Consider the following 25,321-nt stretch of genomic DNA (forward strand, 5'->3'; position numbering starts at 1 on the left):
TGTTCTCGACCAGCTGCCAGGCCTCGGGCGCCGACACCGCCACGGGCGAGGGCGTTCAGATGTTCTCGACCAGCTGCGAGAAAGTGGGCGCGGTTGCGGTCAAGCTGGGCGAAGGTACTCGGATGTTCTCGTCGGGCAGCTAAGCGAAGGCAAGACAGAGGCCGGGCGTTTGTTGGGCGCCGCGAAACAGGGGAGAATTCTCATGTCGAACGTAATCCATCTGAACGCCCGGCGTCCAAGATTCGGGCCCCTTCGGGGGCTCGCGGCACTGATCGAAGGTTTTGCAAGCCATCGCCGTTTTGGGGACGACGTATTCTGGCTCAAGGAGAACGCAGAGCTTCTGAATATATTGGAATGTACCGGCCAGGCGCCGGGCGAAGAGGCCTTGGCTCCGCATCTGACCTTTTACCGCGAGTTGCCTGAACGGCTGCGCTTTTTTCCCCAATACTATCGCTTCCTGTTGTCACTGTGCCTAGATCTGGAGGATCTGGGGATGACGGGCGAGATGGGCGTCGAACTGGCCGAATGGGTGGCCGGGCAGGGCTTACCCGAGGCCGAGCTGTCGGATCTGCAACGCGCCGAGGCGCGCCGCCTGCTGGCACGACGCGGCATCGAGTTTACGTCGCGCGACGCAGGTCTGACCGACCGCTTACATGATTTCATCGCCCGCTCAGAAACCTTTGCTCTGCCCAACAAGAAGGCGGCCTATGAGCTGACCCATATCGTTTTCTACCTTTCCGAGTATGGGCGGCGTGCGCCGGACCTACCTGCCGAGGCGCTTGTCAGCCTCGAATTTGCAGGTCTTTTGGCCTATCTCGAGCAAAATGCGGATCTTTTAGCGGAAATCTGTGTCGCAATGCGCTATGCTGGAGCGACGCCCTCGCCGATCTGGGAAGATTGGCTGGCGGGCGCGTTAGGGGGTTTTACCCTTTTTAGTGGAGCGCAGGCAGAGATGCGGGACGATTATCACGAGTATCTGGTATGTGCCTGGGCCGGGTTGGCGGCAGGGCGAGGCGCGCCTGATCAGGCCGTGGCACAAGGCCCGGTCTCGTTCCATCGGGCGACCGATTGGGGCGGGCCGCTACGAGAGATTTCCGAATGCATCTATCGTATGGGCGCCGCACGCAGCGGTGACTGGGGCTCGATGCGTCCGCAAATCGCGGCACAACTCTCCGAGACCGGCCACGATATCCTGAGCGCGGCCGAGGCCAGCAGCCCCCGGTTTGACGCTTTCTTTGCCGGCTTTGCTCGCACTGGACTGTTACGGGTGGCGGTATGAGGTTGGCCCTGACAGGGGGAGGGCTGGTTCTGGCCTACACCGCGGTGATCTCGTCGGCAGACGCGATCACCAAGCTCATCGCACAAGGGTATGCGGCGCCACAGCTTTACGCGATCTCGGGGTTCATCGTTGCAGCGATCAGCCTCGCGGCGGCGCGGGGTAACCGGACGCGGGCGCTCAGAACCGTCTGCCCCCGCGCCATGGCGCTGCGGGCATTGGCAACGGTGGTGGCCTCGCTCTGCTTCTTTCATACCTTCCGGCTGCTGCCTTTTGCAGATGTCTTTGTCTTTATCGGTCTGATGCCGATCGTGGCGGCGCTGATGTCGGGGCTGATGCTGGACGAACATGCCCGCCCGGCGGCCTGGGCCGCGCTGGTGGCGGGATTTGTGGGCGTGCTTTGCCTGATGCCGGGTGGCATCGGCGCCATCGGGGCGGGGCATCTCTGGGCGCTGGGCGGGGTGGTGACGGGCACCTTCTCTCTGATCCTGTCGCGCTATATCGGCCGCCATGAAAGCAACGCGCTGGCGCAGGTATTCTATCCGAACCTGGCGCTGGGGCTCAGCATGGCGGCGGCGCTGCCCTTTGTCTGGGTGCCGATGCCGATGCTGGATCTGGCCTGGGTCGGGGCCTATGCAGCGCTGTTGTTCCTGGCGCGCTGGCTGCTGGTGATCGCGCTCAGGCTGCTGGCGGCCTATGTGGTCACGCCGCTGTTGAACCTGCAATTCGTCTGGATGGTGGCGCTGGGCGCGCTGGCCTTTGGCGAATGGCCCGCGCCGATGACCTGGCTGGGTGCTGCCATCGTGATGGTTTCGGGCCTCTATCTGATCTGGGATCAGATGACCCCGACGCGCGCGCAGGAGGAGCTGAGCCTGCGCACCGATCCCTGAGGTTCAGATCGAGAACGAGGTGCCGCAGCCGCAAGAGGCGGTGGCGTTCGGATTGTCGATCACGAAACGGGCGCCGATCAGCTCTTCGGAAAAGTCGATGACGGCGTTTTCCAGAAACGGCAGCGATACCGCGTCGACCACCACCCGCTGACCCTGGCCTTCGAGCACCAGATCGTCGGACTTGGGTTCGTCCAAGGCGATCTCGTACTGAAAGCCGGAACAGCCGCCGCCTTCGACCGCAACGCGCAGCGCCTGGCCCTGATCCGCGGCGCCGATCTCGGCGAGCCGGGCAAAGGCGCGGTCAGTCACTTTGGGGGGCAGGCGCATCGCGGTCTCCACGGTTTCTTTCCGGTGCAGCCTGCAATATAGAGGGGGCAGGGACAGGCGACAAGGACGAGACCATTGAAAAGAGCGGGGTTTGCCTCGGATCCGGGCCGCGCGCGCGGGCGGCTGGTGGCCGAAGAGGAAAGCGGCTTTCGCTCCTGTTTCCAGCGTGATCGCGACCGGATCATCCATGCCAGCGCCTTTCGCAGGCTGAAGCACAAGACCCAGGTCTTTGTCGAACATGAGGGTGACAGTTATCGCACCCGGCTGACCCATTCGATCGAGGTGGCGCAGGTGGCGCGCACTATCGCGGGGGCGCTGGGGCTGAACCCGGAACTGACCGAGGCGGTGGCGCTGGCCCATGATCTGGGCCACACGCCCTTTGGCCATACCGGCGAGGATGCGCTGCACGCGCTGATGGAACCCTATGGCGGGTTCGACCACAACGCCCAGGCCATTCGCATCGTCACCCGGCTGGAACGGCATTACGCCGCCTTTGACGGGCTGAACCTGACCTGGGAAACGCTTGAGGCGATTGCCAAGCATAACGGCCCGGTCACCGGGCCGCTGCCCTGGGCGCTGGCGGAATGCAACGCCGCCTTTGATCTGGAATTGGCCACCCATGCCAGCGCCGAGGCGCAGGTGGCCGCCCTGTCCGACGATATCGCCTATAACAATCACGACCTGCATGACGGGTTGCGCGCCGGGCTGTTCAGTGATGACGAGATCGCCGAACTGCCCATTGTCGGCGACTGTTATGCCGAGGTCGACCGCACCTATCCCGATACCGATGCCTATCGCCGGAGGCACGAGGCGCTGAGGCGGGTGTTCGGCGTGATGGTGGCCGATGTGATCGACACGTCGCGCGCGGCGCTGGCCGGGTCGGGGGCCGAAAGCGTTGAGGATATCCGCCATCTGGGCCGCCCGGTGATCCGGTTTTCGGATGCGCTCTGGTCCGATCTGCGCCAGATCAGGGCCTTTTTGTTCACCCGCATGTATCGCGCGCCTTCGGTCATGGTGGTGCGCGAACAGGTGGCGCGGGTGGTCGAGGAACTCTTTCCGATCTATCTGAACGATCCCCGGCAAATGCCGAAACACTGGCATGGTGAAATCGACGCCGCCCCGGACGAGACCGCGCTGGCGCGGATCGTGTCCGATTATGTCTCGGGCATGACCGACCGCTTTGCCTTGCAGGACCATGCGCGGCTGACGGGTAGCGAACCGATCCGGCACTGACGCGCGCGCCGGGCTGCATTGACCTTGGCGGTTTGCGTGGTAAACCGCCAGTCAAGCAAAAGGATGCCGAGATGAACCTCTTTACCGAGATGCGCGGCCTCGTTCTGGAGGCGCTGGACCAGATGCAGGCCGAGGGCGCGCTGCCCCAGGGTCTCGATTTCGCCAATGTGGCGGTCGAACCGCCGCGCGATGCCGCCCATGGCGACATGGCCACCAACGCCGCCATGGTGCTGGCCAAGCCCGCCGGCCAGAAACCCCGCGACATCGCCGAGGCGCTGGCCACCCGGCTGGCCGCCGATGACCGCGTGGCCAAGGCCGAAGTGGCCGGGCCCGGCTTTCTCAACCTTACCCTGGCCGCCCCCGTCTGGCAGCGGGTCGTCGGCACCGTGCTGCAAGACGGCACCGCCTATGGCCGCTCGGACATGGGGCAGGGCAAGAAGGTCAACGTGGAATATGTCAGCGCCAACCCCACCGGCCCGCTGCATGTGGGCCACACAAGGGGCGCGGTGTTCGGTGATGCGCTGGCCAGCCTGCTGGATTACGCCGGCTATCAGGTGACGCGCGAATATTACATCAACGATGGCGGCGCCCAGGTCGACGTGCTCGCCCGCTCGGTCTATCTGCGCTATCTCGAGGCGCATGGCCAGGCGGTGGAGTTTGCCGATGGCACCTATCCCGGCGAGTACCTGGTCGAGGTCGGTCAGGCGCTCAAGGACAAGGTGGGCGACGCCTATGTCGGCCAACCCGAAGAGGTCTGGCTGGAGGACATCCGCAACTTTGCCACCGATGCGATGATGGATCTGATCCGCGCCGATCTGGCCCAGCTCGGGGTTCAGATGGATGTGTTCTATTCGGAAAAGTCGCTCTATGGCACGGGCCGGATCGAGGCGGCGATCGACAGTCTGCGCGCCAAGGGGCTGATCTATCGCGGCACGCTGGAGCCGCCCAAGGGCAAGCTGCCCGAGGATTGGGAGCCGCGCGAGCAGACCCTGTTCAAATCCACCGAACATGGCGATGACGTGGACCGGCCGATCATGAAATCGGATGGCGCATGGACCTATTTCGCCCCCGATATCGCTTATCATTATGACAAGGTTTCCAGGGGCTTCGACGCGCTTATTGATGTGTTTGGCGCCGATCATGGCGGCTATGTCAAACGGATGAAGGCCGCCGTTTCGGCCCTGTCGGACGGGCGTGTGCCGCTCGACATCAAGCTGTGTCAGCTGGTCAAGCTGTGGAAGAATGGCGAGCCGTTCAAGATGTCGAAACGGGCAGGCAACTTCGTCACCCTGCGCGACGTGGTCGAACAGGTTGGTCCGGATGTGACGCGCTTTGTCATGCTGACCCGCAAGAACGATGCGCCGCTGGATTTCGATTTTGACAAGGTGCTGGAGCAGAGCCGCGAAAACCCGGTGTTCTACGTGCAATACGCCCATGCGCGGGTCTCATCGGTGTTGCGGCGGGCTGCCGAGGCGGGGATCGACACCTCGGATGCGGCGCTGCGCGCGGCCGATCTGGGCCTTTTGGGCCACGAAGCGGAACTGGCCGTCATGCGTAAACTGGCAGAATGGCCACGTCTGGTCGAGATCGCGGCCCGCACCAACGAGCCGCATCGGATCGCCTTCTATCTCTATGAGCTTGCAGGAGATTTTCACGCGCTCTGGAACCGCGGCAACGATCTGGTCGAGCTCAGATTCATCCAGGATGGTGATGAAGGCACAAGCCAGGCAAAAATCGCGCTGGCCCGTTCGGTGGCGGTTGTGATTTCAGCCGGTCTTGCTATTCTTGGCGTCACTCCGGCGGAGGAGATGCGGTAACTCGAAATAACACCGCCCAAACCGTCGGCCGAGGCAGTTTCAAGAAATTCCTTCGCGTGATCAACGAATTGCGCGACAGGGCAGTGAGGCGGATATGGCGAGTTTCGATTACACGGGTCACGTGAACCCGAACCAGGTGCAGTATAGCTATCAGATGCCTGGCATGGGGCTGGACGTCGAGGACGAGGCCCTTGCCGAGGACATGGGCGAAGATTACGGTCATGCACCCGCGCGACCGGGTCTTGCCCGCGCGATCAGCGTGGCGGGTGCGGTCGGATCGTTGGCGCTGGTCGTGGGCATCGGTATCTGGGGCTACAAGCTGGTGATGCGCGATGTCAGCGGTGTCCCGGTCGTGCGCGCGGTCGAGGGGCCGATGCGCATCCAGCCTGACAAACCCGGTGGTACCCCCGCCGATCATCAGGGCCTTGCCGTCAACACCGTGGCCGCCGCGGGCAGCGCCGCGCCGCCCGCCGACCGTCTGGTTCTGGCGCCGCGCCCTGTGTCGCTAAGCGAAGAGGACCTGCCGATGGACGAGTTGCGTCCGACCCCTGCTTCGCTTGAGGTCGATGCGGCCGATCCCGAAGCCGTCGAGGCGTTTCGCAATGGCGATATCGACAGGCTGGTGGCGGAACTGACCGAAGGCACCGCGCCGCTGGACGCGCGCGAGAGCGCCCTGCTGGACGAGGGCGCCAGCCGCACCGCCTCGATCGAACAGCCCGAACCTTTGCCCGCCATCGACCCGGCCGACCTGCTGGCCGAGAACCCGCAACTTGCACTGGTGGACGAACCCGGCGTTGCCCGGTCGCTGCGTCCCCAGACCCGGCCGCAGCGCTCGGTTCCGGCCGAGATCGAGGCACGCGCGGCCATGAACGCGGCAGTGACCGCCGCTGTTGGCGCCGCCACCGCGGTGGATCTGGACCCGGCCAGCCTGCCGGTGGGCACACGCCTGGCCCAGCTGGGCGCCTATGACAGCCCCGAGATCGCGCGGGCGGAATGGGACCGGCTGAATGGCCGGTTTGGTGAATATCTCGACGGCAAGCAGCGGGTGATCCAGGAGGCCTCGAGCGGCGGGCGCACTTTCTATCGCCTGCGCGCCGCCGGGTTCGACGATCTTGCCGAGGCCCGGCATTTCTGCTCGGTTCTGGTGGCCGAGCGCGCCGACTGTATCCCGGTCACCACCCGGTGAGCTATGGCGCCACCATCCTCGATGCCGAGGGGCTGAGGCTTAGCGCCGATGAAAAGGCCCTGTTTCGCGAGGCCGATCCATTTGGCTTCATCCTGTTTGCCCGCAATGTCGACAGCGCCGATCAGGTCCGCGCGCTGTGCGCAGAGATGCGCGATGCGGTGGGCCGCGACTGCGTGATCACCGTCGATCAGGAAGGTGGCCGGGTGCAGCGTCTGCGCCCGCCGCTGGCACGCAACTGGCTCCCCCCGCTCGATCATGTGGCGCGGGCTGGCACAGGCGCCGAGCGCGCGATGTATCTGCGCGCCCGGCTGATCGCGCATGAGCTGCGCGCGGTGGGGATCGACAGCAACTGCGCCCCGATGCTCGATCTGGCGCGCGACGACACCCATCCGTTCCTGCGCAACCGCTGTTACGGCTCTGACCCGGAAACCGTGGCCCGGCTGGGCCGTGCCGTGGCGCAGGGGCATCTGGACGGCGGCGTGCTGCCGGTGGTCAAACATATGCCCGGCCATGGCCGCGCCACGCTGGACAGCCACCATGACCTGCCGCATGTGGCGCTTGGGGCCGAGGCGCTGGATAGCACCGACTTTGCCCCGTTTCGCGCGTTGAACGATATGCCGATGGGGATGACGGCGCATCTGGTCTATGACCGGATCGACCCGCGCCCCGCCACCATCTCGCCGGTGATGATGGCGCTGATCCGCGAACGGATCGGGTTTCAGGGCCTGATCATGACCGACGATATCTCGATGAAGGCGCTGGCAGGCTCGATCGCCGACAAGACCGCACAGGCGCTGGCCGCCGGATGCGACGTGGCGCTGGTCTGCAATCAGACCCTGGCCGAGCGCGCCGCCGCTGCCGGGGCTGCTGGCCGGATGCGTGCCGAGGCCCAGGCGCGAGCAGAACGGGCGCTGGCCCTGCGTCAGCCGCCGGGGGAACTTGACATCCCTGCCGCCGAGGCGGAACTATCTCGCCTCATGGGCGGGCAGGTGTATGACGGATAACCTTTTCAGCGAAGAACCGACCTCGGTTGCCGACCGGCTGGCCGCCGAGGCGCTGATCGTCGATGTGGACGGGTTCGAGGGGCCGCTGGACCTGCTCTTGACCCTGTCGCGCACGCAAAAGGTGGATCTGCGCAAGATCTCGGTGCTGGAACTGGCACGGCAATACCTGGCCTTTGTCGAACGCGCCAAGGCGCTGCGCATCGAACTGGCCGCCGATTACCTGGTGATGGCGGCCTGGCTGGCCTTTCTGAAATCCCGCCTGCTCTTGCCCCCCGACCCCGACGAGGACGGCCCCTCGGGCGAGGAACTGGCTGCGCATCTGGCCTTTCAGCTGGAGCGTTTGCAGGCGATGCGCGATGCCGCCGCGCGGCTGATGGGGCGCGACCAGCTGGGGCGCGACTTTTTCCGCCGGGGCAAGGGCGAGGATATCGCCCGTATCCGCACCGTGACCTATTCCGCCTCGCTGCTGGACCTGATGCAGGCCTATGCCCGCATCCGCACCCGCGACGAATTCCGCCCCTTCGTGATGGATCGCGACAAGGTCTATACGATGGAACAGGCGCTGGAACGGATGCGCGGGCTGATCGGCTTCGCCGGCAGCTGGACGGACATGGCCAGCTATCTGCCCGAAGGCTGGGGCAAGGACCCGGTGCGCCGCCGCTCGGCCACGGCGGCGACTTTTGCCGCCTCGTTGCAGCTGGTCAAGGAGGGCCAACTGGAAATCCGGCAAAGCGAGCTCTTCGCCCCGATCCACCTGCGCAAGAAAGATACCGAGACATGAGTGACGCGCCCGAGGAAAGCACCGAAAGCCTGTTCGAGGCGCCGCCGCTGGCGGAACAGGAACGCATGGTCGAGGCGGTGCTGTTTGCCAGCCCCGATCCGGTGGGTGTTGGCGATCTGGCCGCGCGCATGCCCCATGGCAGCGACCCGGCCCGGGCGCTTGAAATGCTGCGCAAACGCTACGAGGGGCGCGGCGTGCGGGTGGTGCAGGTGGGCGAGGGCTGGGCCATCCGCACCGCGCCCGACCTCGGCTTTCTGATGCAGAAGGAAACGGTCGAGACCCGCAAACTGTCGCGCGCGGCGATCGAGACGCTGGCGATCATCGCCTACCACCAGCCGGTGACCCGGACCGAGATCGAAGAGATCCGGGGCGTCTCGGTCAGCCGGGGCACCATCGACCAGTTGCTGGAGATGGAGTGGATCCGTCTGGGCCGCCGCCGGATGACACCGGGCCGCCCGGTCACCTTTGTGGTGACGCCGCATTTCCTGGACCATTTCGGGCTGGAAAGCGCCCGCGACCTGCCGGGACTGAAAGAACTGCGCGCCGCCGGGTTGCTGGAAAACCGCCCCCCGCCGGGCGCCTTGCCGATTGCCGAGGCCCGTGAAGAGGGCGAGGAGAACGAAGGTCAATCCGAGCTTTTTGAAGAAGATTGATGCCGAGGCCCTGAAATTTCCCAAATTCGATGCTATGTCTCTGCCCGGGCAGCAAAGAGGAAAAAATCATGAACGTGAACCAGCTGATCGACATGATCGTCCGCACGGTGGTGCGCCGGGCGGTGAATGGCGGCGTCAATGCGGGCTTTGACGCGATGTCGAATCTGGGGCGCAAATCGCGCAAGGCTCCGCCGCCGCAACACCAACCGGAACCCGATCCCGAGCGCGAGCGGATCCGTCAGATGCGCCAGGCGCGTCGCGCGGCTCGAAACGAACAAGAGCTGTAGTGCCAGAGGGTTATTGGGGGGTCTTGAAGTGTTTCGACAGCTTCAGCCCCTGGCCCTGATAATTCGACGCGATGCCCGCGCCGTATAGCTGGGTGGGCTGTTCGGCCATCTTTTCATAGACCAGCCGTCCAACGATCTGCCCGTGCTCCAGCACGAATGGCGCTTCGTGACAGCGCACCTCAAGCACCCCGCGCGAACCGGCGCCTCCGGCCTGCGCATGGCCGAAACCGGGATCGAAGAAGCCCGCGTAATGTACCCTGAATTCTCCCACCATGGCCAGATAGGGCGCCATTTCGGCGGCATAGAGCGGCGGGATATGCACCGCCTCGCGGCTCACGAGGATGTAGAACGCACCGGGATCGAGAATGATGCGGCCATCTCGGCTGCGTACCTCCTCCCAGTATTCCGCCGGATCATAAGCGCCGATCCGCTCCAGGTCGATGACACCGGTATGCGGCTTGGCCCGATATCCCACCAGATCGCTGCCCGGCAGGCGCAGATCGACCGAGAAGCCAAGACCGTCCTGAATGACGGCCGGGCCATCGACCAGCGGCATCTCGGCATGCAGCGCGCGCAGGGCGGTATCGTCCAGCACCGCCTGACCGCGCCGGAACCGGATCTGGTTCAACCGCATTCCGGGCCGCACCAGCACGGAAAACGAGCGGGGGCAGATTTCTGCATAAAGCGGGCCGGTGTAGCCCGCAGGAATACGGTCGAATTCGGTGCCGCCATCGGTGATGGTCCGGGTCAAGAGGTCCAGCCGTCCGGTCGAGCTTTTGGCATTGGCAACGGCGTTGATTTCAGCGGGCAGGGCCAGCGATTCCATCAGCGGCACCAGATAGACGCAGCCCTTTTCCAGAACCGCGCCCTGACTGAGGTCGATCCGGTGCATCTCGAACTCGGCCAGACGGTCGGCAACGCTGTGGCCGGCCCCCGCCAGAAACGAGGCCCGGACGCGATACGCCACGGCGCCCAGGCGCAAATCCAGGCTGGCGGGTTGGATCTGTTCAGGCAGAACCGGCGGTTCGGCACGGATTTCTCCGCCTGCGATCATTGCCTCGATCTGCTGGTTCGGGCACACGCCGGTCATCCCGTTCCCTCCGCGGTCCAGAGGCCCTGGTCTGCCATTTTTTCGTTACGTCGGTGTGATTTGGTCGGGCTAGCAGGACTCGAACCTGCGACCTTCCGTCCCCCAGACGGACGCGCTACCAGGCTGCGCCATAGCCCGACGATGTGGTGTTCATACCGGTTTTCCCGGCAGGGGCAAGAGGAAAACATACCCTTTTTTCTTATCCCGCCTGCCGGTCCAGCCAGCTCTGCAACTTGGTGGCCAGAGGAAGGATGCCGGACTGCGCAGCGGCGGGCAGGTCGTGGATTTCAGCAAGTGCCGTCAGCAGGCCCGGCTCTGCCTCGATGTCATCGTCGGCGGGGACATCGGCCACTTCGATGGCAAGTGGACGGGGCGGTGCGTCGGCCTCTTGCGGGGGGGTGTCTTCGACCGCATCCTCGGGGGTCTTGTTCTGAACAGGGTCCACAGCCGGCTCGGGCGCAGACAGAATCTCGACATCTCCGGGGGTCTCGTCCTCTTCGTCGTCCTCAGACGGGGCGGGGGACGAATCGGCGACGATCTTTTGCAGAACCTCGGTCGGGACAGGTTCGCCCAGGTCCATGTCGAACTGTATGGCGCTGTCCCTGTCAGAGGGCTGGGCATTGAACCGGACCACGTTGCCGCCACTTTGCGGGCTCGGAGAGGCCGAATCCTCCAGATCCTGCGATTGGCCCGAAACATGGGCGACGCCCTGTTCTCGCAACAGTTTCTGCACGCCCTTGATGGTCATGCCATCGTCATGCAGCAGCTTTTTGATGCCACCCAGCAACTGCATGTCCGCGGGCCGGTAATAACGGCGCCCACCGGCACGCTTGACCGGTTTGACCTGGCTGAACTTGCTTTCCCAGAACCGCAGTACATGGGCCTGCACCCCCAGCCATTCCGCGACTTCCGAGATGGTGCGAAAGGCGTCGGGCGATTTGCTCATGAAAACGGACCCTTTGATTTACTTGCGGTTTCCGGCGGCAACCCGCTCCTTCATCAGGTGCGAAGGGCGAAAGGTCAGGACCCGGCGCGGCTGGATCGGGACTTCCTCGCCGGTCTTGGGATTGCGCCCGATCCGGGCGGATTTGTCCCGCACGCTGAAGGTGCCGAAGGACGAGATCTTCACCTGTTCGCCGCGCACCAGCGCGTCGGACATGTGGTTCAGCATGCTTTCCACCAGCTGTGCGCTTTCATTGCGCGACAGGCCCACTTCGCGGAAAACCGCCTCGCTCAAATCCATCCTTGTGAGAGTTTTGTCACTCATGCCGACCCCCTGTTGCTGACAAAGCATAGGGGGTCAGGAAATTCCCTGTCAATATCAATGAATTGCAAAGCGCAGGATAGGCCGCTACCAGCGCAGAACCACCGCACCCCAGGCCAGGCCGCCGCCGATTGCTTCGGTCACGACCAGATCGCCGGTCTTGATCTGGCCGCGCGCCTTGCCCACCGACAGCGCCAGCGGAATCGAGGCGGCCGAGGTGTTGCCATGGTCCTGCACCGTCACCACGACCTTGTCCATCGGCAGGCCCATCTTCTTGGCGGTACCCTGGATGATACGGATATTGGCCTGATGCGGCACGATCCAGTCCACATCGGCGCTGCTCAGCCCGGCCTTGCCCAGAGCGGTCTCGGCGGTCTGGGCCAGCTTCTCGACAGCATGGCGGAAAACCTGGTTGCCCTGCATGCGCAGATGGCCGGTGGTCTGGGTCGACACGCCTCCATCGACGTAAAGCAGGTCCTTGTAGCGGCCGTCGGAATTCAGATCGACCGACAGGATCCCCCGGTCCTGCGGGGTGCCTGCGGCCTCTTCATATTCCAGCACCAGCGCGCCGGCGCCATCACCGAACAGCACGCAGGTCGAACGATCGGTCCAGTCCATGATCCGGCTGAAGGTTTCGGCGCCGATCACCAGTACCCGCTTGGCCTGACCCGACACGATCAGTGCGTTGGCGTTGCTCAGCGCATAGACGAATCCCGCGCAAACCGCTTGTACGTCAAAGGCATAGCCATTGGTCATCCCCAGCCGCGCCTGAACCATCGTGGCCGCCGACGGAAAAGTGAGGTCGGCGGTCGAAGTTGCCAGAACGATGGCATCCAGTTGGTCGGCGGTCATCCCAGCATCGGCCAGCGCGGCCTCTGCGGCACGGGTGGCAAGGTCCGATGTCGTCTCGTCCTTGGCGGCGAAATGGCGCCGTTCGATCCCCGACCGGGTCCGAATCCATTCGTCGGTCGTATCCAGGGTTTTCTCGAATGCCGCGTTGGGAACGATCTGTTCGGGAAGATAGTGCCCGACACCTCTGACAACTGCGCGGCCTGCCATTGATTTTACCTGCTTTCTTGTTCTTCTGCCTGGGCCCCGGCTGGGGCTGGTTCATCTTGGGTAAGGGCGGCGGCGGATGCAACCCGGGCAGCCAGCCGCTCAGCAAAACCTGATTGCGCGAGAGTGAACGCAAGCTTGACCGCCGCCGAGATACCGGTGGCATCGGCGCTGCCATGCGACTTGATCACGGTACCGTTCAGCCCCAGGAATACGCCGCCATTCACGCGGCGCGGGTCGATCCGCTTGCTGAGCCGCTGGAGCGAGGTCACCGCGAGCAGCGAGGCCAGCCGCGACAGCGGCGAGTATTTGAAGGCCTCGCGCAACAGCGAGCCGATCATGCGGGCGGTGCCTTCGCCGGTCTTGATCGCAACATTGCCGGTGAACCCGTCGGTCACGATCACGTCACAGCGCTTGCCGGGGATGTCGCTGCCTTCGACGAATCCTACGAATTCGTAATTGGCGCGTTCGGCATAATCGGCGATCAGGGCCTGCGCCTCTTTCAGCTCGGCCTTGCCCTTGTGTTCCTCGGTCCCGACGTTGAGCAGGCCGACACGGGGGCGGGGCAGGTTCATGCCGTTGCGGGCATAGGAGGCGCCCATCAGCGCATATTGCAGCAGGTCGCGGGCATCGGCGCGGATATCGGCACCCGCGTCCAGCAGCACGTTGAACCCCTGCGGATTGCCCGAGGGGAATAGAATCGCAATGGCCGGGCGGGTCACCCCCGGCAAACGCCGCAACCGCAACATGCTGAGCGCCATCAGCGCCCCGGTATTGCCGCAGCTGACCGCGCCGGCGGCTTCGCCACTGCGCACCGATTCCAGCGTCGACCACATCGAGGTGTTCTTGCCGTTGCGCACGACCTGGCTGGGCTTGTCCTCCATCGTGACCACATCGGCGCAATCACGAAAAACGACGCGTCCGTCCAGAACGCGCCGCTTGGCGACCAGCTTTCTCAGCCTGTCTTCGGGGCCGTGCAGAATGAACCCCACTTCGGGATTCTTCTTTGCCGATTTCGCAATGCCTGCCACCACGACCGAGGGACCCGCGTCCCCGCCCATGGCGTCAACCGAGATGATGATCTGTCCGGACGCACTGCCGGTCTGATCGGGTTGAGCCGTCATGCCGTGGCCTGCTCCAGATCGGGCTTAGGCCGCGTCTTCGTCCAGCTCGATCTCGTCGGCCTGGGCAACAACCTCGCGGTCGTCGTAGTGGCCGCAGGCGGCGCAGACGTGGTGCGGGCGCTTCAGCTCGCCGCAATTGCCACATTCGTTCGGGTTGGCAGCAACCAGGGCGTCATGCGCACGGCGCATGTTGCGACGCGATTTGGATACTTTGTTCTGTTGGACAGCCATTGTCTCAACCTTTGTCTTAACTAAGGGCCGCAGACAGCGCCGCAGGCCGGTTTCATTCTTCGTTTCCCAGAAGGCGTGACGAGCGTTTAGGCCGCGGCCTTCGCATTGTCCAACCCTAAATCCGATTGAGCGCGCGAAAATACTGCGATTCTCGCCACGTTCAAGGGGTTTTTCTGACCGCTCCCTATGGCAGGTTTCACCGCCCTTGTCATGAGTCTTTTTTGAGGGTTTCGCGCAGCGCGGCCAGCCCGGCAAAGGGGCGGGTTTCCTCGTCCGTCATTGCCTGTTTTCCCGGCTCGGTGAAGCCCGCCTGGCCCAGCTCGACGCCCTCTTTGCGGGGATAGGCGGGCAGATTCAGCGCGAGTGCCTCGCTCATTACGGCGTCCAGGTCGATGGTCGCGCGCAGCGGTTCGGCCTCGTCATCCTCGGTGGCCATTTCGGCCTCTTCCGCGTCCGGCTCGGTCCAATCGGCAAGAAACAGCCGGGTCAGCCGGGTGTCGATGCGGGTGGTGACCGGGTCCAGCGTGACGACGCAGGGCTGGATCACGGTGGCGCCCAACTCGGCCTCAAGCCGCCAGTCCCGCTTGCCCTCGGCCCGGATCGTGCCGCTGAATCGCAGCTTGCGCAGGCCGTCCAGACCCAGATCCTGGGCGATCTCGGCCAGTCGGGCAGGACCGGGGCGCAGGTCGAAGGCGGTAACGCTGTTTTGTGGCAGATCTGCGACCCGCAACACGGTTTCGTCGGACATTGGTGCGCTTTCGTCTGTTGAACCGGAGCAAAGGTTTCTGTAATCGGGATAAAAGGCGCGCAAGGCCAAGGCAAGGGGGCAGGAATGTCAAAGACCGCAGGGCTGCTGAAACCGGTGTTCCGCATCGTGGCTATTGGCCTCACCGTCGGTGCGCTGACCGCCTGTACCGCCATCTACCGCAATCACGGCTATGTACCCACTGCCGAGGAGCTGGCCGCGATCCAGGTCGGTGTCGATACCCGCGACAGCGTGGTCGAGGCCGTGGGCACCCCCAGTTCCTCGGGTCTGTTGAACGAAAGCGGCTATTACTATGTGGCCAGTCGCATGCGCCATTACGGCGCCCGCGCGCCGCAGGTTGTCTCGCGCGAACTGGTGGCGATCAGCTTTGACCAGCGCGGCGTGGTCCGCAATATCGAGCGCTACGGGCTGGAAGACGGGCGGGTCATCCCTCTGGAACGGCGCGTGACCAGCTCCAGCGTCGAGGACAAGACCTTTATCCGCCAGCTGCTGGGCAACTTGGGCAGTTTCAACCCCGCCAACGTGATCAACTGATCGGCAAGACCTGTCACCCCGGCGTCACATCTTGTGTGCTAGGGGTCGGCCCACTAGGTTTGACCTGTTCAGTGGAGGGCCGCGTGATGCCGGATACCGTACTGTTGAGCAAAGGCCGCTATCGCGCGCGTCTGGCGCAGGGGCCTGCGGATATCGCCGCGGCTCAGGCGCTGCGGACACGGGCCTTTCGTACCGCGACACCCGACCGGGACCGGTTCGACTCTCTCTGCGACCACATTCTGGTCGAGGACATGCGACAGGGCGCTGCGCTGGTCTGCTGCTTTCGCATGCTGACGATGGAGGGCGGTGCCGAGATCGGGCGCAGCTATTCGGCGCAATTCTACGAGTTGGCGGGGCTGCAAAGCTTCGAGGGCCGCATGGTCGAGATGGGCCGGTTCTGCATCCATCCCGATCATCACGACGCCGATATCCTGCGCGTGGCCTGGGGGGCTATGACCGCCTTTGTCGACCGCACCGGGGTGCAGATGCTGTTTGGCTGCTCTTCTTTCGCCGGGACCGAGACGGCCGATTATCTTGATGCCTTCGCGATGCTGAAGCACCGTCATCTGGCGCCCAAGCGCTGGCTGCCGCGGGTCAAGGCGCCCGACGTGTTCCGATTCGCCGCCCGCCTGCGGCGCAAGCCCGACGCCAAGAAGGCGATGCTGCGCATGCCGCCGCTGCTAAGGACCTATCTGCTGATGGGCGGCTGGGTCAGCGACCACGCGGTGGTGGACCGGCAGATGAACACGCTGCATGTGTTTACCGGGCTCGAGATCGGCGCGATCCCGCCCGCCCGCAAGCGGCTGTTGCGGGCAGTGGCGGGCTAGGCTCAGGATTGTTGGGTCCTGAGCCTGGAGGGCACACAAGGGGCGTTGACGCCATGCGGGGCGCGGTTTAGCTGGCGGGCATGGCACGTATTCCTCTGTTGCAGATGACCGGTATCTCGCTGACCTTCGGCGGCGAGCCGGTATTTTCCGATCTCGATCTGGTGGTTCAGCCGGGCGACCGCGTGGCGCTTGTCGGGCGCAACGGGTCGGGCAAATCCACCCTGATGAAGGTGATGGCCGGGCTGGTCGAACCCGACGCGGGCGAGATCGTGATCCCGCCCGGCAAGTCGGTCGGATACATGGAGCAGGACCCGACCATGACCGGGTTTGCCACGCTGGGCGATTACGCCGCGAGCGGGCTGGAGCCGGGCGAGCTTTACAAGGTCGAGCGCGCCGGTGAGGGGCTGAAATTCGACCCCGCCCGCGCGGTCGAGACCGCCTCGGGCGGCGAGCGGCGCCGCGCCGCGCTGGCCAAGCTGATGGCCGAGGCGCCCGAGCTGATGTTGCTGGACGAGCCGACCAACCATCTGGATATCGAGGCAATCGGCTGGCTCGAGCGCGAGCTATCGGCCACCCGCGCCGCCTTTGTCCTGATCTCGCACGACCGTGCGTTTTTGCGTGCACTGACGCGTGCAACCCTTTGGATCGACAGGGGAATGGTGCGTCGGCAAGAGCGCGGGTTCGAGGATTTCGAGGCTTGGCGTGACAAGGTCTGGGAGGATGAGGACACCGCCCGGCACAAGCTGAACCGGCTGATCAAATCCGAAAGCCGCTGGGCGGTCGAAGGCATCAGCGCCCGGCGCAAGCGCAACCAGGGCCGGGTGCGCGCGCTTCAGGCGTTGCGGGCCGAACGCGCCTCGCAGATCAAGCGTCAGGGCACGGCGGCGATGTCGCTGGATGCGGGTCCGAAATCGGGCCGCAAGGTGATCGAGGCGCAGGGCCTGACCAAGGCGTTCGATGGCAAGCCCATCCTGCGCGGGCTGGACCTGACCGTGTTGCGCAGCGACCGGGTCGCCTTTGTCGGTCCCAATGGGGTGGGCAAGACCACCGTGCTCAAGATGCTGCTGGGCCAGGTCGAACCGGACAGCGGCACCGTTCGGCTGGGCACCAATCTGGAGATCGCGGTATTCGACCAGACCCGCGCCCAGCTCGACCCCGAGATGAGCCTGTGGGACAGCCTGACCAGCGACCCCGAGATGCGCGTGTCGGGCAAGGCCGATCAGGTCATGGTACGCGGCCAGCCCAAACATGTGGTCGCCTATCTCAAGGATTTCTTGTTCGACGAACGCCAGGCGCGGGCGGCGGTGAAGTCGCTCTCGGGCGGTGAAAAGGCGCGGCTGTTGCTGGCGCGGCTGATGGCGAAACCCTCGAATGTGCTGGTGCTGGACGAACCGACCAACGACCTGGATGTGGAGACGCTCGACCTGTTGCAGGAAATTCTGGACGATTACGACGGCACCGTGCTGCTGGTCAGCCACGACCGCGATTTCCTCGACCGCGTCGCCACTACCACGGTTGCAATGGAGGGGGATGGCCGCGCCGTGGTCTATGCCGGAGGCTGGACGGACTATCGCGCGCAACGGGGCGAGGATGCGCCGAAAGAAGATGTGAAATCAAAACCTTCTGCGCCAAAGGCAAAGCAAGAGGTGAAGCCGAAATCGGGCCTCACCTTCTCGGAAAAGCACCGGCTCGAGGCGCTGCCGGCCGAGATCGCCCGACTTGAAGCCGAGATTGCCAAGTTGCAGGAACTGATGGCCGACCCCGAGCTTTATACCCGTGAGCCGGTCAAGTTCCAGAAAGCGACCGAAGCGCTGGTGCAGCGGCAAGAGAAACTCTCTGCCGCCGAAGAGGAATGGCTGACGCTGGAAGAAAAGGCCGAGGCCGGGTAAGCCCGGCCACGGGCCAAAGGCTCAGCGCATCCGCAGCGCGCCGTCGAGGCGGATCACCTCGCCGTTGAGATAGCCCATCTCGACGATGAACCCGGCCAGACGGCCGTATTCGCGCGGGTCTCCCAGGCGGGCGGGATTCGGCACATCGGCGGCCAGACCTGCGCGCACCTCTTCAGGCAGGCCCATCAGCATCGGCGTCAGGAAGATGCCGGGTGCGATGGTCATCACCCGAATCCCGGTCGAGGCCAGATCGCGCGCCATCGGCAGGGTCATGCCCACAACGCCACCCTTGGAGGCGGAATAGGCCACCTGGCCCTTTTGCCCGTCAAAGGCCGCGACCGAGGCGGTGTTGATGATCACGCCGCGCGCGCCATCCGGTTCGGGTTCGTTCTTTGCCATCTCGACGGCGGCCAGGCGCGCGACGTTGAAGCTGCCGACCAGGTTGATGTCGATGGTGCGCTGGAAGGCGTCCAGGGGATGCGCGCCTTCCTTGCCCACCGTCTTGATGCCATAGGCGATACCGGCGCAGTTCACCGCGGCGGTGATCTTGCCCATCTTCTCCATGGCGTGGGCGATGGCGGCGGCGACCGAGTCCTCGCTGGTCACGTCGGTCTGGGCAAAATGCCCGCCGATCTCGGCGGCGACCTTCTCACCGCGTTCGGCATCGCGGTCGAGGATAGTCACCTGCGCGCCGTTCTCGGCGAAAAAGCGGGCGGTTGCCTCGCCCAGACCGGAGGCGCCGCCGGTGATCACGGCTGCGGTTGTGTCGAGTTGCATGGGCCTCTCCCTGATATGAACATATGTTCAATAATCCGGGGCGGGGGCGTCTGTCCAGCTTTGTTGCATGCGCCTGCGGTCGAGCCAGGCCAGCGGACGCAACGTTTTGCCCATAGGCGGCCACCAGGCCCAGGTGCCGCCGAGGGGGCGGGCGCGGGCGCCGGTGCCCAGCTTGAACCGGGTCAGGCCGGGGGTCTGCTCGGTCTCCACCGGGCCGAGGTCAAGCCGGGTCGCGCCTTGGGCCGCGAGCCATGTCATCGCCTGCCACATCAGCAGGGTCTGGGCGCTGGCGGCCCGGCCCGCCGGGGTGCTGTGGCCGATGTGATAGCTGGCGGCTGTACCATGGCGCAGGATCAACAGGCCCGCGACGGGGGTGCCGCTTTGGTGGGCTGTGAACAGCTGCGCCGCGCCGGGATTGGCGCGCGCATGGGCCAGCGTCAGGGCGATGGGCCAGTTGCGATAGCCGCGTGCGCGTTGTTGCGCGGCCTCGGCGATGAGCAGCCAATGCGCGGGGTCCAGCGGCAGCGGGCCTTGGGTCACGCGCAGGCCCTGGCCGCGGGCATGGCGCAGGCGGTTGCGCCATTTCTGTTGCAGCCCCGCCATCAGATCGCCGGTGAGATCCAGTTCAGCCACATGGGCCGGGGTGATCAATGGCACCGCCCCCAGCCGATCGAGACCCGGGCAGGGTGTGTCCGGGTTCATCAGGATCAGGCTGCGGCGCAACCCGGCGCGGGCGAGCAGGCCGGGCAGGGTCGGCGGGGCAAGCCGGGCACGGCTGAGCAGGGCGATGGGCAGCCCGCCAATGCGCCGAGTCAGCACCAGTGTTCCGTCATCCAGTCGCGCCGCCCGCTGGCCGCAAAGCGCCAGTGCGGCGGCGAATTCGGCGCTTTGCTGCAAGGGGGGCGCATCGGGGGCGGGGGTGTCGCACATGGCGCGATTAACCGGTTTGAAACCTAAGACCGGGTTAATGCGTGTATGAAACGGGTATTTGGCCAGGGGATCGCCGCCCCGAGACCGACGCGGGCGGTCACCGCCTTGCTGGCGGCGATCCTGTCCGCTGTGCTGCTGCTGGGTTTGGGGGGTATGGCCCTGTTCTGAGCCCCGTCGGGGCAAGGGGGCGCTGCCCCCTCGGCCCTTGCGGGCCTCACCCCCGGAGTATTTGGGGCGAAATGAAGGGGCGGTTGTTTTACGCCAGCTGTACCAGCGCGTGACGTTTCTTGCCGGCGCTGAGCTTGATCGGCTGGGTGAGGTCACCCGCCTCGATCATCATCCCCGCATCGGTCAGCGGCGCGTCGTTCAGACGGGCGCCGTCCTCGGCGATAAGGCGCTTGGCCTCCTTGCCGGATTTGGCAAGGCCGGTCTTGACGATCAGCTGCACGATGGAGGCGGGCAGGTCGGCGGCGCCCAGCGTCAGCGTGGGCAGGTCGTTGCCGATACCGCCCTTTTCGAACACTTCACGGGCGGTGGCCTCGGCCGCCGCCGCCGCCTCGGCCCCGTGACAAAGGGCGGTGACCTCGTTCGCGAGGATCACCTTGGCGGCGTTGATCTCGGAGCCCGCCAGGGCACCCAGGCGGTCGCATTCGTCCACCGGAAGCTCGGTATAGAGCTTGAGGAACCGGCCCACATCGGCATCGGTGGTGTTGCGCCAGAACTGCCAGAATTCGTAAGGCGACCGCATGTCGGGGTTGAGCCAGACGGCACCGTCCTGGCTCTTGCCCATCTTCTTGCCGTCAGAGGTGGTCAGCAGCGGCGAGGTGAGGCCATAGACCTCGTGATCGATCACCCGGCGGGTCAGGTCGATGCCGTTGACGATATTGCCCCACTGGTCCGAGCCGCCCATTTGCAGGATGCAGCCATAGCGGCGGTTCAGCTCCATGAAATCATAGGCTTGCAGGATCATGTAGTTGAATTCGAGGAAGCTGAGCGACTGTTCGCGGTCAAGGCGGGATTTCACGCTCTCGAAGCTGAGCATCCGGTTGACCGAGAAGTGCCGCCCGATATCGCGCAGGAAATCGAGATAGTTCAGATCGGCCAGCCATTCGTCATTGTTGAGCATCAGTGCCGCGTTCTCGGCGCCACTGTCATAGTCGATATAGGCGGCGAATACCTTGCGGATCCCGGCGATATTCTCGTCGATCTGGGCGGGCGTCAGCAGCGGGCGTTCGTCGGCGCGGAAAGATGGGTCGCCCACCTTGGTGGTGCCGCCGCCCATCAGCGTGATCGGCTTGTGCCCGGTCTTTTGCAGCCAGCGCAGCATCATGATCTGGATCAGGCTGCCCACATGCAGCGATTTGGCGGTGGCGTCAAAGCCGATATAGCCGGGCTGGCATCCCTTGATCAGCGCCTCGTCGAGGCCCTGGTAATCGGTGCAGTCGGCGAGAAAGCCGCGCTCCATCATCACCGCGATGAAATCCGATTTGGGATGGTAGGTCATGTCTTGCCTCGGGGTTGGATTGCGGGGCACTTATAGGCGGCAGTTGAACAAAGGAAAAGGCCATGAAGAGGGCCATCGGGCGAGAGGGGCCGGTCACGGCGCTGGGGGCGATGTCGGGCACGTCGCTGGACGGGGTCGATGCGGCGGTGGTCGAGACCGATGGTCTGACGATTTTTGGGTTTGGGCCGGTGGGGTACCGCGCCTATTCGGCGGAGGAACGCAGCGTGCTGCGCGCCGGGCTGGGGCGTTGGGCCGGGCCAGAGGTCGAGGCGGCGGGCGATCTTGTGACGCGGGCCCATGTGCAGGCGCTGGCCGGGTTCGAGGGCGTCGATCTGGTGGGGTTTCACGGCCAGACCCTGGCGCATGAGCCGCGCGGGCGGGGTACATTGCAAGTTGGCGATGGCGCGGCCCTTGCCGCCGCCCTGGGGCGGCCGGTGGTCTGGGATTTCCGCAGCGACGATGTTCAACTGGGCGGAGAGGGCGCGCCTTTGGCGCCGTTCTTTCATTTTGCCTGTGCCAAGTGGATCGGCGCAACCGAGCCCTTGTGTTTTCTGAACCTCGGTGGAGTGGGCAACCTGACCTATGTGGACCCGGGTTTTGACCGGCCCGAGGTGCCCGGCGCTCTGTTGGCCTTTGACACCGGTCCGGCCAATGCGCCGGTCAACGATCTGATGCAGGCGCGGCTGGGTCTGCCGATGGACGAGGGCGGCGCGGTGGCGCGCGGCGGGACCGTGGAGACCGGCGCGCTGGAGCTGTTCCTGGCCGAGCCCTATTTTGCAAGAATGCCGCCCAAGTCGCTGGACCGAAATGATTTTGCCGAGATGATCGGGCTGGTGTCCGAGCTCAGCGACAGCGACGCGGTGGCGACGCTGACGGGTATGTGCGCGGCAGCGGTGGCGCAGGGGATGGAACATTGCCCGCGTCCGCCTGCGCGAGTGCTGGTCACCGGCGGCGGGCGGCATAACCCGGTGCTGATGGAGATGTTGCAAGTCTCGCTGGATTGTCCGGTTGAACCGGTCGAAAGTGTTGGTCTGGACGGCGACATGCTCGAGGCGCAGGCCTTCGCCTATCTGGCGGTGCGGGTGGCGCGCGGCCTGCCGACCTCGTGCCCCGGCACCACTGGTGTGGGCGCGCTGGTGGGCGGCGGCATCGTCAGCCTGCCGGATGAGGCATGACGGGGTGCTGCTGAAAAAATTCGTCGAATTTTTTCGCCCCCCCGGGAAAAATGTCCGAGCAGAAAGAAGCCTGTGCGCCGTTTGAGGGTTGTCAGTCCGGACGCGTGAGATCGGCCCAGACCGGCAGGTGATCCGAGGCGATGGGGGCGGGACGCTCGGCAAAGACGCCATGCGCAACGGCACTCAGCTCCGGGCTGTGCGCGATCCGGTCCAAAGCCCCCAGCGGACGCGGCGCCGGAAAGCTGGGCCGGGCCGGAAGGAAGCGCAGCATCGGCGCCAGATGGTCCAGCACCGGCTGGCGCGACCATTCGTTGAAATCGCCGGCCCAGACCGTGGGCATCGGCGGCAACCGCTCCAGATCGTGGGCGAGATGCACGATCTGGTCCCGGCGCGAGGCCGCGAGCAGGCCAAGATGCAGGCCCAGAACCCGCAGCGATCCGATTGGGGTATCGAACTCGACCCGCACCGCGCCGCGCGGCTCGAATCCCGGCAGGTCGTGATGGGCGCTCGCAAGCTGGGTGATGCCGGCGCCCTTCCAGATCACCGCATTGCCGTGCCAGCCCAGCGATCCGGCGCCGCCCAGGTCCACCACGTTCCAGCCGGCCTCCTCCAGCACGAAATGCGGCAGGGCGGCGGGACGCGGCGGCAGGCGTTTGTCGGCCTCTTGCAGCACGGCGATATCGGCGCCGAGCGCCCCCAGTACCTGAAGGATACGGCGCGGCTGGCGGCGCAGGTCGAGGCCCACGCATTTCTGGATGTTGTAGCTGGCAAGGCGCAGCGTCGGGGCTATCGTCATCGTTTGCGTCATGGATCCTGTCCCCCGTCATGCGGCAGCGCGCGGCGGGGTGCAAGGGGCCGTTCGCGGGATCTGCTTGACATGTGCAGGACCCGGCCTTCCTGTGGGCGGATGGAAGAGAAACGTCCCGTCGATGCGGCCGGAGCGGCCGCCCTGATTGGCATTGCCGCGCTGTTGGCCTTCAATCAGGTGGTGATCAAGATCACTGGCGGTGGCTTTGGCCCGCTGTTCCAGGCCGGGCTGCGCTCAACCCTGGCGCTGGTCTTTGTGCTGGTCTGGATGCGCCTGTTGCGCAAACCCATCGCATTTCCGCGCGCGGCCCTTATGGGGGCGCTGATCACCGGGCTGCTCTTTACCGTCGAGTTCATGGCGCTGTTTGCCGCGCTTGATCTGACCTCGGTCTCGCGAGTCTCGATCCTGTTCTATTCGATGCCGGTCTGGCTGGCGCTGGGCGGACATCTGCTGCTGCCTGGCGAACGGCTTTCGGGCATGCGGGTGCTGGGGCTGGTGCTGGCCATGGGCGGGGTGGTGCTGGCGCTGATAGAGCGCGATGCCGCACATGTAAGCCTTTTGGGCGACGTGCTGGCCATGTTTGCTGCCATGTGCTGGGCGGCGATCGCGCTGGGGGTGCGGCTGACACCGCTGGGTCAGGTACCGGCAGAGATGCAGCTGATGAGCCAGCTGGTGATCTCGGCGCCGCTGCTGCTGTTGCTGGCGCCGCTGACGGGTGAGACCCTGCGCACGCCCGAGCTGCTGCATTGGGCCGGCCTGATGTTTCAGGCGGTTGGCGTGGTGGGCCTGGGCTTCCTGATCTGGTTCCGGCTGCTGGCCGTTTACCGGGCCAACGGCGTTGCCTCGTTCAGCTTTCTGTCGCCGGTGCTGGCGGTGATACTGGGCTGGCTGCTGTTGGGCGAGCAGGTGGGGCTTTTGGTGTGGCTGGCGCTGGGACTGGTGGCGGCGGGGATCGTGCTGATCAACAGGCGCTGAGCTGGGCAGGGCATGGGTGCTGCCTCAGACAATGAGATCGAGGAGTCTTTCACCTCCACCGGAGTTCTTTTGAGCAAAATGAAGGGGCTGGCCAGGTGGAGTTGCAGAGGGCATTCTGCGACCTGGAGGTAGAGTGCATGATCGAGATGCCGCAGGAACCACTGGTGGGCAGGACACTGGAGGCCGGGGTTTTGACTCTGACGCTGGGCCGGGCGCCGGCCCATCCATTGTCGCGGGCGATGATCGAGGCGCTGCATGAGACGGTGCGGCGAGCAATGGCAGATGACCGGGTCCATGTGATGGTGATTCACGGGCCGGGGCGCATCTTTTGTGCGGGCCACGACCTGAAGGAAATCGCGCGTCACCGGGCCGACCCGGACGAGGGGCGGGCCTTCGTCACCGACCTGTTTGAGGCGTGCAGCGCGCTGATGCTGGATCTGGCGCGCTGCCCCAAGCCCACCATCGCCATGGTCGAGGGGATCGCAACCGCCGCCGGTCTGCAACTGATGGCGGCCTGCGATCTGGCCTATGCCTCTCCTGCTGCGCGATTCTGCCTGCCCGGGGTGCAGAATGGCGGGTTTTGCACCACGCCCGCGGTGGCCGTGTCACGGGTGATCGGGCGCCGCGCGGTTACCGAGATGGCGCTGAGCGGGGCCACCTATGACGCCGATTGGGCGCTGGCGGCGGGGCTGATCAACCGTATCCTGCCCGAGGCGGCGCTGGCAGCGCATGTGGCCGATCTGGCAGGCACGCTGGCGGCGCGCAACCAGGCTCCGCTGCGGCGCGGGCTTGAAACGCTGGACCGGCATCTGGACCTGCCGCTGGAAGAGGCCTATGCGCTGGCAACCCCGGTCATGGTCGAGCATTTCATGGACCCGGGCCGCCGCCATCTGGACTGGACCGACTGAGACACAACT

At 65.1% G+C, this 25,321-nt stretch carries 28 protein-coding genes and 1 tRNA gene; 16 read left to right on the plus strand and 13 right to left on the minus strand.

Annotated elements, in window-relative coordinates:
- The first annotated feature begins 202 nt into the window (after positions 1-202).
- Together MB818_RS00005 and MB818_RS00010 are read left to right on the plus strand one after the other, a co-directional pair.
- Positions 203-1,279 carry a DUF6902 family protein gene (locus MB818_RS00005; protein ID WP_238903388.1) on the plus strand — a complete coding sequence of 359 codons (1,077 nt, stop codon included), beginning with the start codon at positions 203-205 and terminating at the stop codon, positions 1,277-1,279.
- Positions 1,276-2,166 (plus strand): DMT family transporter, encoded by an 891-nt coding sequence (locus MB818_RS00010; protein WP_234136296.1) that lies wholly within the window; start codon positions 1,276-1,278, stop codon positions 2,164-2,166. Before MB818_RS00005 ends, MB818_RS00010 begins: the two co-directional genes overlap by 4 nt.
- Before the next feature lie 3 nt (positions 2,167-2,169).
- Here the strand turns inward: MB818_RS00010 and MB818_RS00015 are convergent, their stop codons facing one another.
- A complete protein-coding gene (locus tag MB818_RS00015) occupies positions 2,170-2,493 on the minus strand; it encodes a HesB/IscA family protein (protein ID WP_234136297.1) in 324 nt (107 codons plus the stop codon).
- 75 nt (positions 2,494-2,568) lie between these two features.
- On the opposite strand from MB818_RS00015, the gene MB818_RS00020 reads away from it, so the two are divergent.
- The 7 genes from MB818_RS00020 to MB818_RS00050 all read left to right on the plus strand — a co-directional run bounded on the left by MB818_RS00020 (position 2,569) and on the right by MB818_RS00050 (position 9,454).
- Positions 2,569-3,726, plus strand: coding sequence for a deoxyguanosinetriphosphate triphosphohydrolase (locus MB818_RS00020; protein ID WP_234145451.1), 1,158 nt, complete (start codon positions 2,569-2,571; stop codon positions 3,724-3,726).
- 71 nt (positions 3,727-3,797) lie between these two features.
- Entirely contained in the window at positions 3,798-5,543 is a 1,746-nt protein-coding gene (argS, locus tag MB818_RS00025) for an arginine--tRNA ligase (RefSeq protein ID WP_234136299.1), read from the plus strand.
- Positions 5,544-5,637: 94 nt separating this feature from the next.
- Positions 5,638-6,729, plus strand: coding sequence for an SPOR domain-containing protein (locus MB818_RS00030; protein WP_238903390.1), 1,092 nt, complete (start codon positions 5,638-5,640; stop codon positions 6,727-6,729).
- On the plus strand, positions 6,726-7,733 hold the full coding sequence (nagZ, locus tag MB818_RS00035; RefSeq protein WP_238903392.1) for a beta-N-acetylhexosaminidase: 1,008 nt from the start codon (positions 6,726-6,728) through the stop codon (positions 7,731-7,733). Before MB818_RS00030 ends, nagZ begins: the two co-directional genes overlap by 4 nt.
- Complete coding sequence (locus MB818_RS00040; protein WP_238903393.1) at positions 7,723-8,514, plus strand: segregation and condensation protein A; 792 nt, start codon at positions 7,723-7,725, stop codon at positions 8,512-8,514. The genes nagZ and MB818_RS00040 overlap by 11 nt, the downstream gene beginning before the upstream one ends.
- On the plus strand, positions 8,511-9,167 hold the full coding sequence (gene scpB, locus MB818_RS00045) for an SMC-Scp complex subunit ScpB (RefSeq protein WP_238903395.1): 657 nt from the start codon (positions 8,511-8,513) through the stop codon (positions 9,165-9,167). The genes MB818_RS00040 and scpB overlap by 4 nt, the downstream gene beginning before the upstream one ends.
- A 68-nt stretch (positions 9,168-9,235) precedes the next feature.
- Positions 9,236-9,454 (plus strand): hypothetical protein, encoded by a 219-nt coding sequence (locus tag MB818_RS00050; protein ID WP_234136304.1) that lies wholly within the window; start codon positions 9,236-9,238, stop codon positions 9,452-9,454.
- 10 nt (positions 9,455-9,464) lie between these two features.
- Here MB818_RS00050 and MB818_RS00055 read toward each other — a convergent pair whose 3' ends face one another.
- The 8 genes from MB818_RS00055 to MB818_RS00090 all read right to left on the minus strand — a co-directional run bounded on the left by MB818_RS00055 (position 9,465) and on the right by MB818_RS00090 (position 14,967).
- On the minus strand, positions 9,465-10,544 hold the full coding sequence (locus tag MB818_RS00055; protein WP_234170939.1) for a 2'-deoxycytidine 5'-triphosphate deaminase: 1,080 nt from the start codon (positions 10,542-10,544) through the stop codon (positions 9,465-9,467).
- Positions 10,545-10,605: 61 nt separating this feature from the next.
- A tRNA-Pro gene (locus tag MB818_RS00060) sits at positions 10,606-10,682 on the minus strand.
- A gap of 61 nt (positions 10,683-10,743) precedes the next feature.
- Positions 10,744-11,490: a MerR family transcriptional regulator gene (locus tag MB818_RS00065; protein ID WP_238903402.1), complete on the minus strand. Its 747-nt coding sequence runs from the start codon at positions 11,488-11,490 to the stop codon at positions 10,744-10,746.
- An 18-nt stretch (positions 11,491-11,508) separates the two neighbouring features.
- Positions 11,509-11,811 carry an integration host factor subunit alpha gene (ihfA, locus tag MB818_RS00070; protein WP_234136307.1) on the minus strand — a complete coding sequence of 101 codons (303 nt, stop codon included), beginning with the start codon at positions 11,809-11,811 and terminating at the stop codon, positions 11,509-11,511.
- 84 nt (positions 11,812-11,895) lie between these two features.
- Positions 11,896-12,867, minus strand: coding sequence for a beta-ketoacyl-ACP synthase III (locus tag MB818_RS00075; RefSeq protein WP_234136308.1), 972 nt, complete (start codon positions 12,865-12,867; stop codon positions 11,896-11,898).
- A 5-nt stretch (positions 12,868-12,872) separates the two neighbouring features.
- Entirely contained in the window at positions 12,873-13,988 is a 1,116-nt protein-coding gene (plsX, locus tag MB818_RS00080; protein ID WP_234136309.1) for a phosphate acyltransferase PlsX, read from the minus strand.
- Between the two features lie 24 nt (positions 13,989-14,012).
- Complete coding sequence (gene rpmF, locus MB818_RS00085; RefSeq protein ID WP_011048200.1) at positions 14,013-14,219, minus strand: 50S ribosomal protein L32; 207 nt, start codon at positions 14,217-14,219, stop codon at positions 14,013-14,015.
- 208 nt (positions 14,220-14,427) lie between these two features.
- Positions 14,428-14,967: a YceD family protein gene (locus MB818_RS00090; RefSeq protein ID WP_234136310.1), complete on the minus strand. Its 540-nt coding sequence runs from the start codon at positions 14,965-14,967 to the stop codon at positions 14,428-14,430.
- 84 nt (positions 14,968-15,051) lie between these two features.
- On the opposite strand from MB818_RS00090, the gene MB818_RS00095 reads away from it, so the two are divergent.
- From MB818_RS00095 to MB818_RS00105, 3 genes are all read left to right on the plus strand, one after another.
- A complete protein-coding gene (locus tag MB818_RS00095; RefSeq protein WP_234136311.1) occupies positions 15,052-15,519 on the plus strand; it encodes an outer membrane protein assembly factor BamE in 468 nt (155 codons plus the stop codon).
- Between the two features lie 86 nt (positions 15,520-15,605).
- Complete coding sequence (locus MB818_RS00100) at positions 15,606-16,346, plus strand: GNAT family N-acetyltransferase (RefSeq protein ID WP_234136312.1); 741 nt, start codon at positions 15,606-15,608, stop codon at positions 16,344-16,346.
- A gap of 80 nt (positions 16,347-16,426) precedes the next feature.
- A complete protein-coding gene (locus MB818_RS00105) occupies positions 16,427-18,235 on the plus strand; it encodes an ABC-F family ATP-binding cassette domain-containing protein (RefSeq protein ID WP_238903404.1) in 1,809 nt (602 codons plus the stop codon).
- 21 nt (positions 18,236-18,256) lie between these two features.
- On the opposite strand, the gene MB818_RS00110 is transcribed toward MB818_RS00105, so the two are convergent.
- Both MB818_RS00110 and MB818_RS00115 read right to left on the minus strand, forming a co-directional pair.
- Positions 18,257-19,012 (minus strand): 3-hydroxyacyl-CoA dehydrogenase, encoded by a 756-nt coding sequence (locus tag MB818_RS00110; RefSeq protein WP_238903406.1) that lies wholly within the window; start codon positions 19,010-19,012, stop codon positions 18,257-18,259.
- A 27-nt stretch (positions 19,013-19,039) separates the two neighbouring features.
- The gene (locus MB818_RS00115; RefSeq protein WP_238903408.1) at positions 19,040-19,942 is read right to left on the minus strand and encodes a GNAT family N-acetyltransferase; all 903 of its coding nucleotides are present in this window, start codon (positions 19,940-19,942) and stop codon (positions 19,040-19,042) included.
- A 45-nt stretch (positions 19,943-19,987) separates the two neighbouring features.
- Here MB818_RS00115 and MB818_RS21925 point away from each other — a divergent pair, with 45 nt between their 5' ends.
- Complete coding sequence (locus MB818_RS21925; protein ID WP_255699775.1) at positions 19,988-20,110, plus strand: hypothetical protein; 123 nt, start codon at positions 19,988-19,990, stop codon at positions 20,108-20,110.
- A gap of 88 nt (positions 20,111-20,198) precedes the next feature.
- Here the strand turns inward: MB818_RS21925 and tyrS are convergent, their stop codons facing one another.
- Positions 20,199-21,446, minus strand: coding sequence for a tyrosine--tRNA ligase (gene tyrS / locus MB818_RS00120; RefSeq protein WP_238903409.1), 1,248 nt, complete (start codon positions 21,444-21,446; stop codon positions 20,199-20,201).
- A gap of 62 nt (positions 21,447-21,508) precedes the next feature.
- On the opposite strand from tyrS, the gene MB818_RS00125 reads away from it, so the two are divergent.
- On the plus strand, positions 21,509-22,621 hold the full coding sequence (locus MB818_RS00125) for an anhydro-N-acetylmuramic acid kinase (protein WP_238903411.1): 1,113 nt from the start codon (positions 21,509-21,511) through the stop codon (positions 22,619-22,621).
- Between the two features lie 91 nt (positions 22,622-22,712).
- On the opposite strand, the gene MB818_RS00130 is transcribed toward MB818_RS00125, so the two are convergent.
- Entirely contained in the window at positions 22,713-23,429 is a 717-nt protein-coding gene (locus tag MB818_RS00130) for an endonuclease/exonuclease/phosphatase family protein (RefSeq protein WP_238903413.1), read from the minus strand.
- A 99-nt stretch (positions 23,430-23,528) separates the two neighbouring features.
- Between MB818_RS00130 and MB818_RS00135 the strand changes: the two genes are divergently transcribed.
- Together MB818_RS00135 and MB818_RS00140 are read left to right on the plus strand one after the other, a co-directional pair.
- Positions 23,529-24,404: a DMT family transporter gene (locus MB818_RS00135; protein ID WP_234166252.1), complete on the plus strand. Its 876-nt coding sequence runs from the start codon at positions 23,529-23,531 to the stop codon at positions 24,402-24,404.
- A 137-nt stretch (positions 24,405-24,541) separates the two neighbouring features.
- Positions 24,542-25,312 (plus strand): enoyl-CoA hydratase-related protein, encoded by a 771-nt coding sequence (locus MB818_RS00140; protein WP_234215911.1) that lies wholly within the window; start codon positions 24,542-24,544, stop codon positions 25,310-25,312.
- The last annotated feature ends 9 nt before the right edge of the window (positions 25,313-25,321 follow it).

The organism is Ruegeria alba, from assembly GCF_022321465.1.
GTDB classification, from domain to species: Bacteria; Pseudomonadota; Alphaproteobacteria; order Rhodobacterales; family Rhodobacteraceae; genus Ruegeria_B; species Ruegeria_B alba.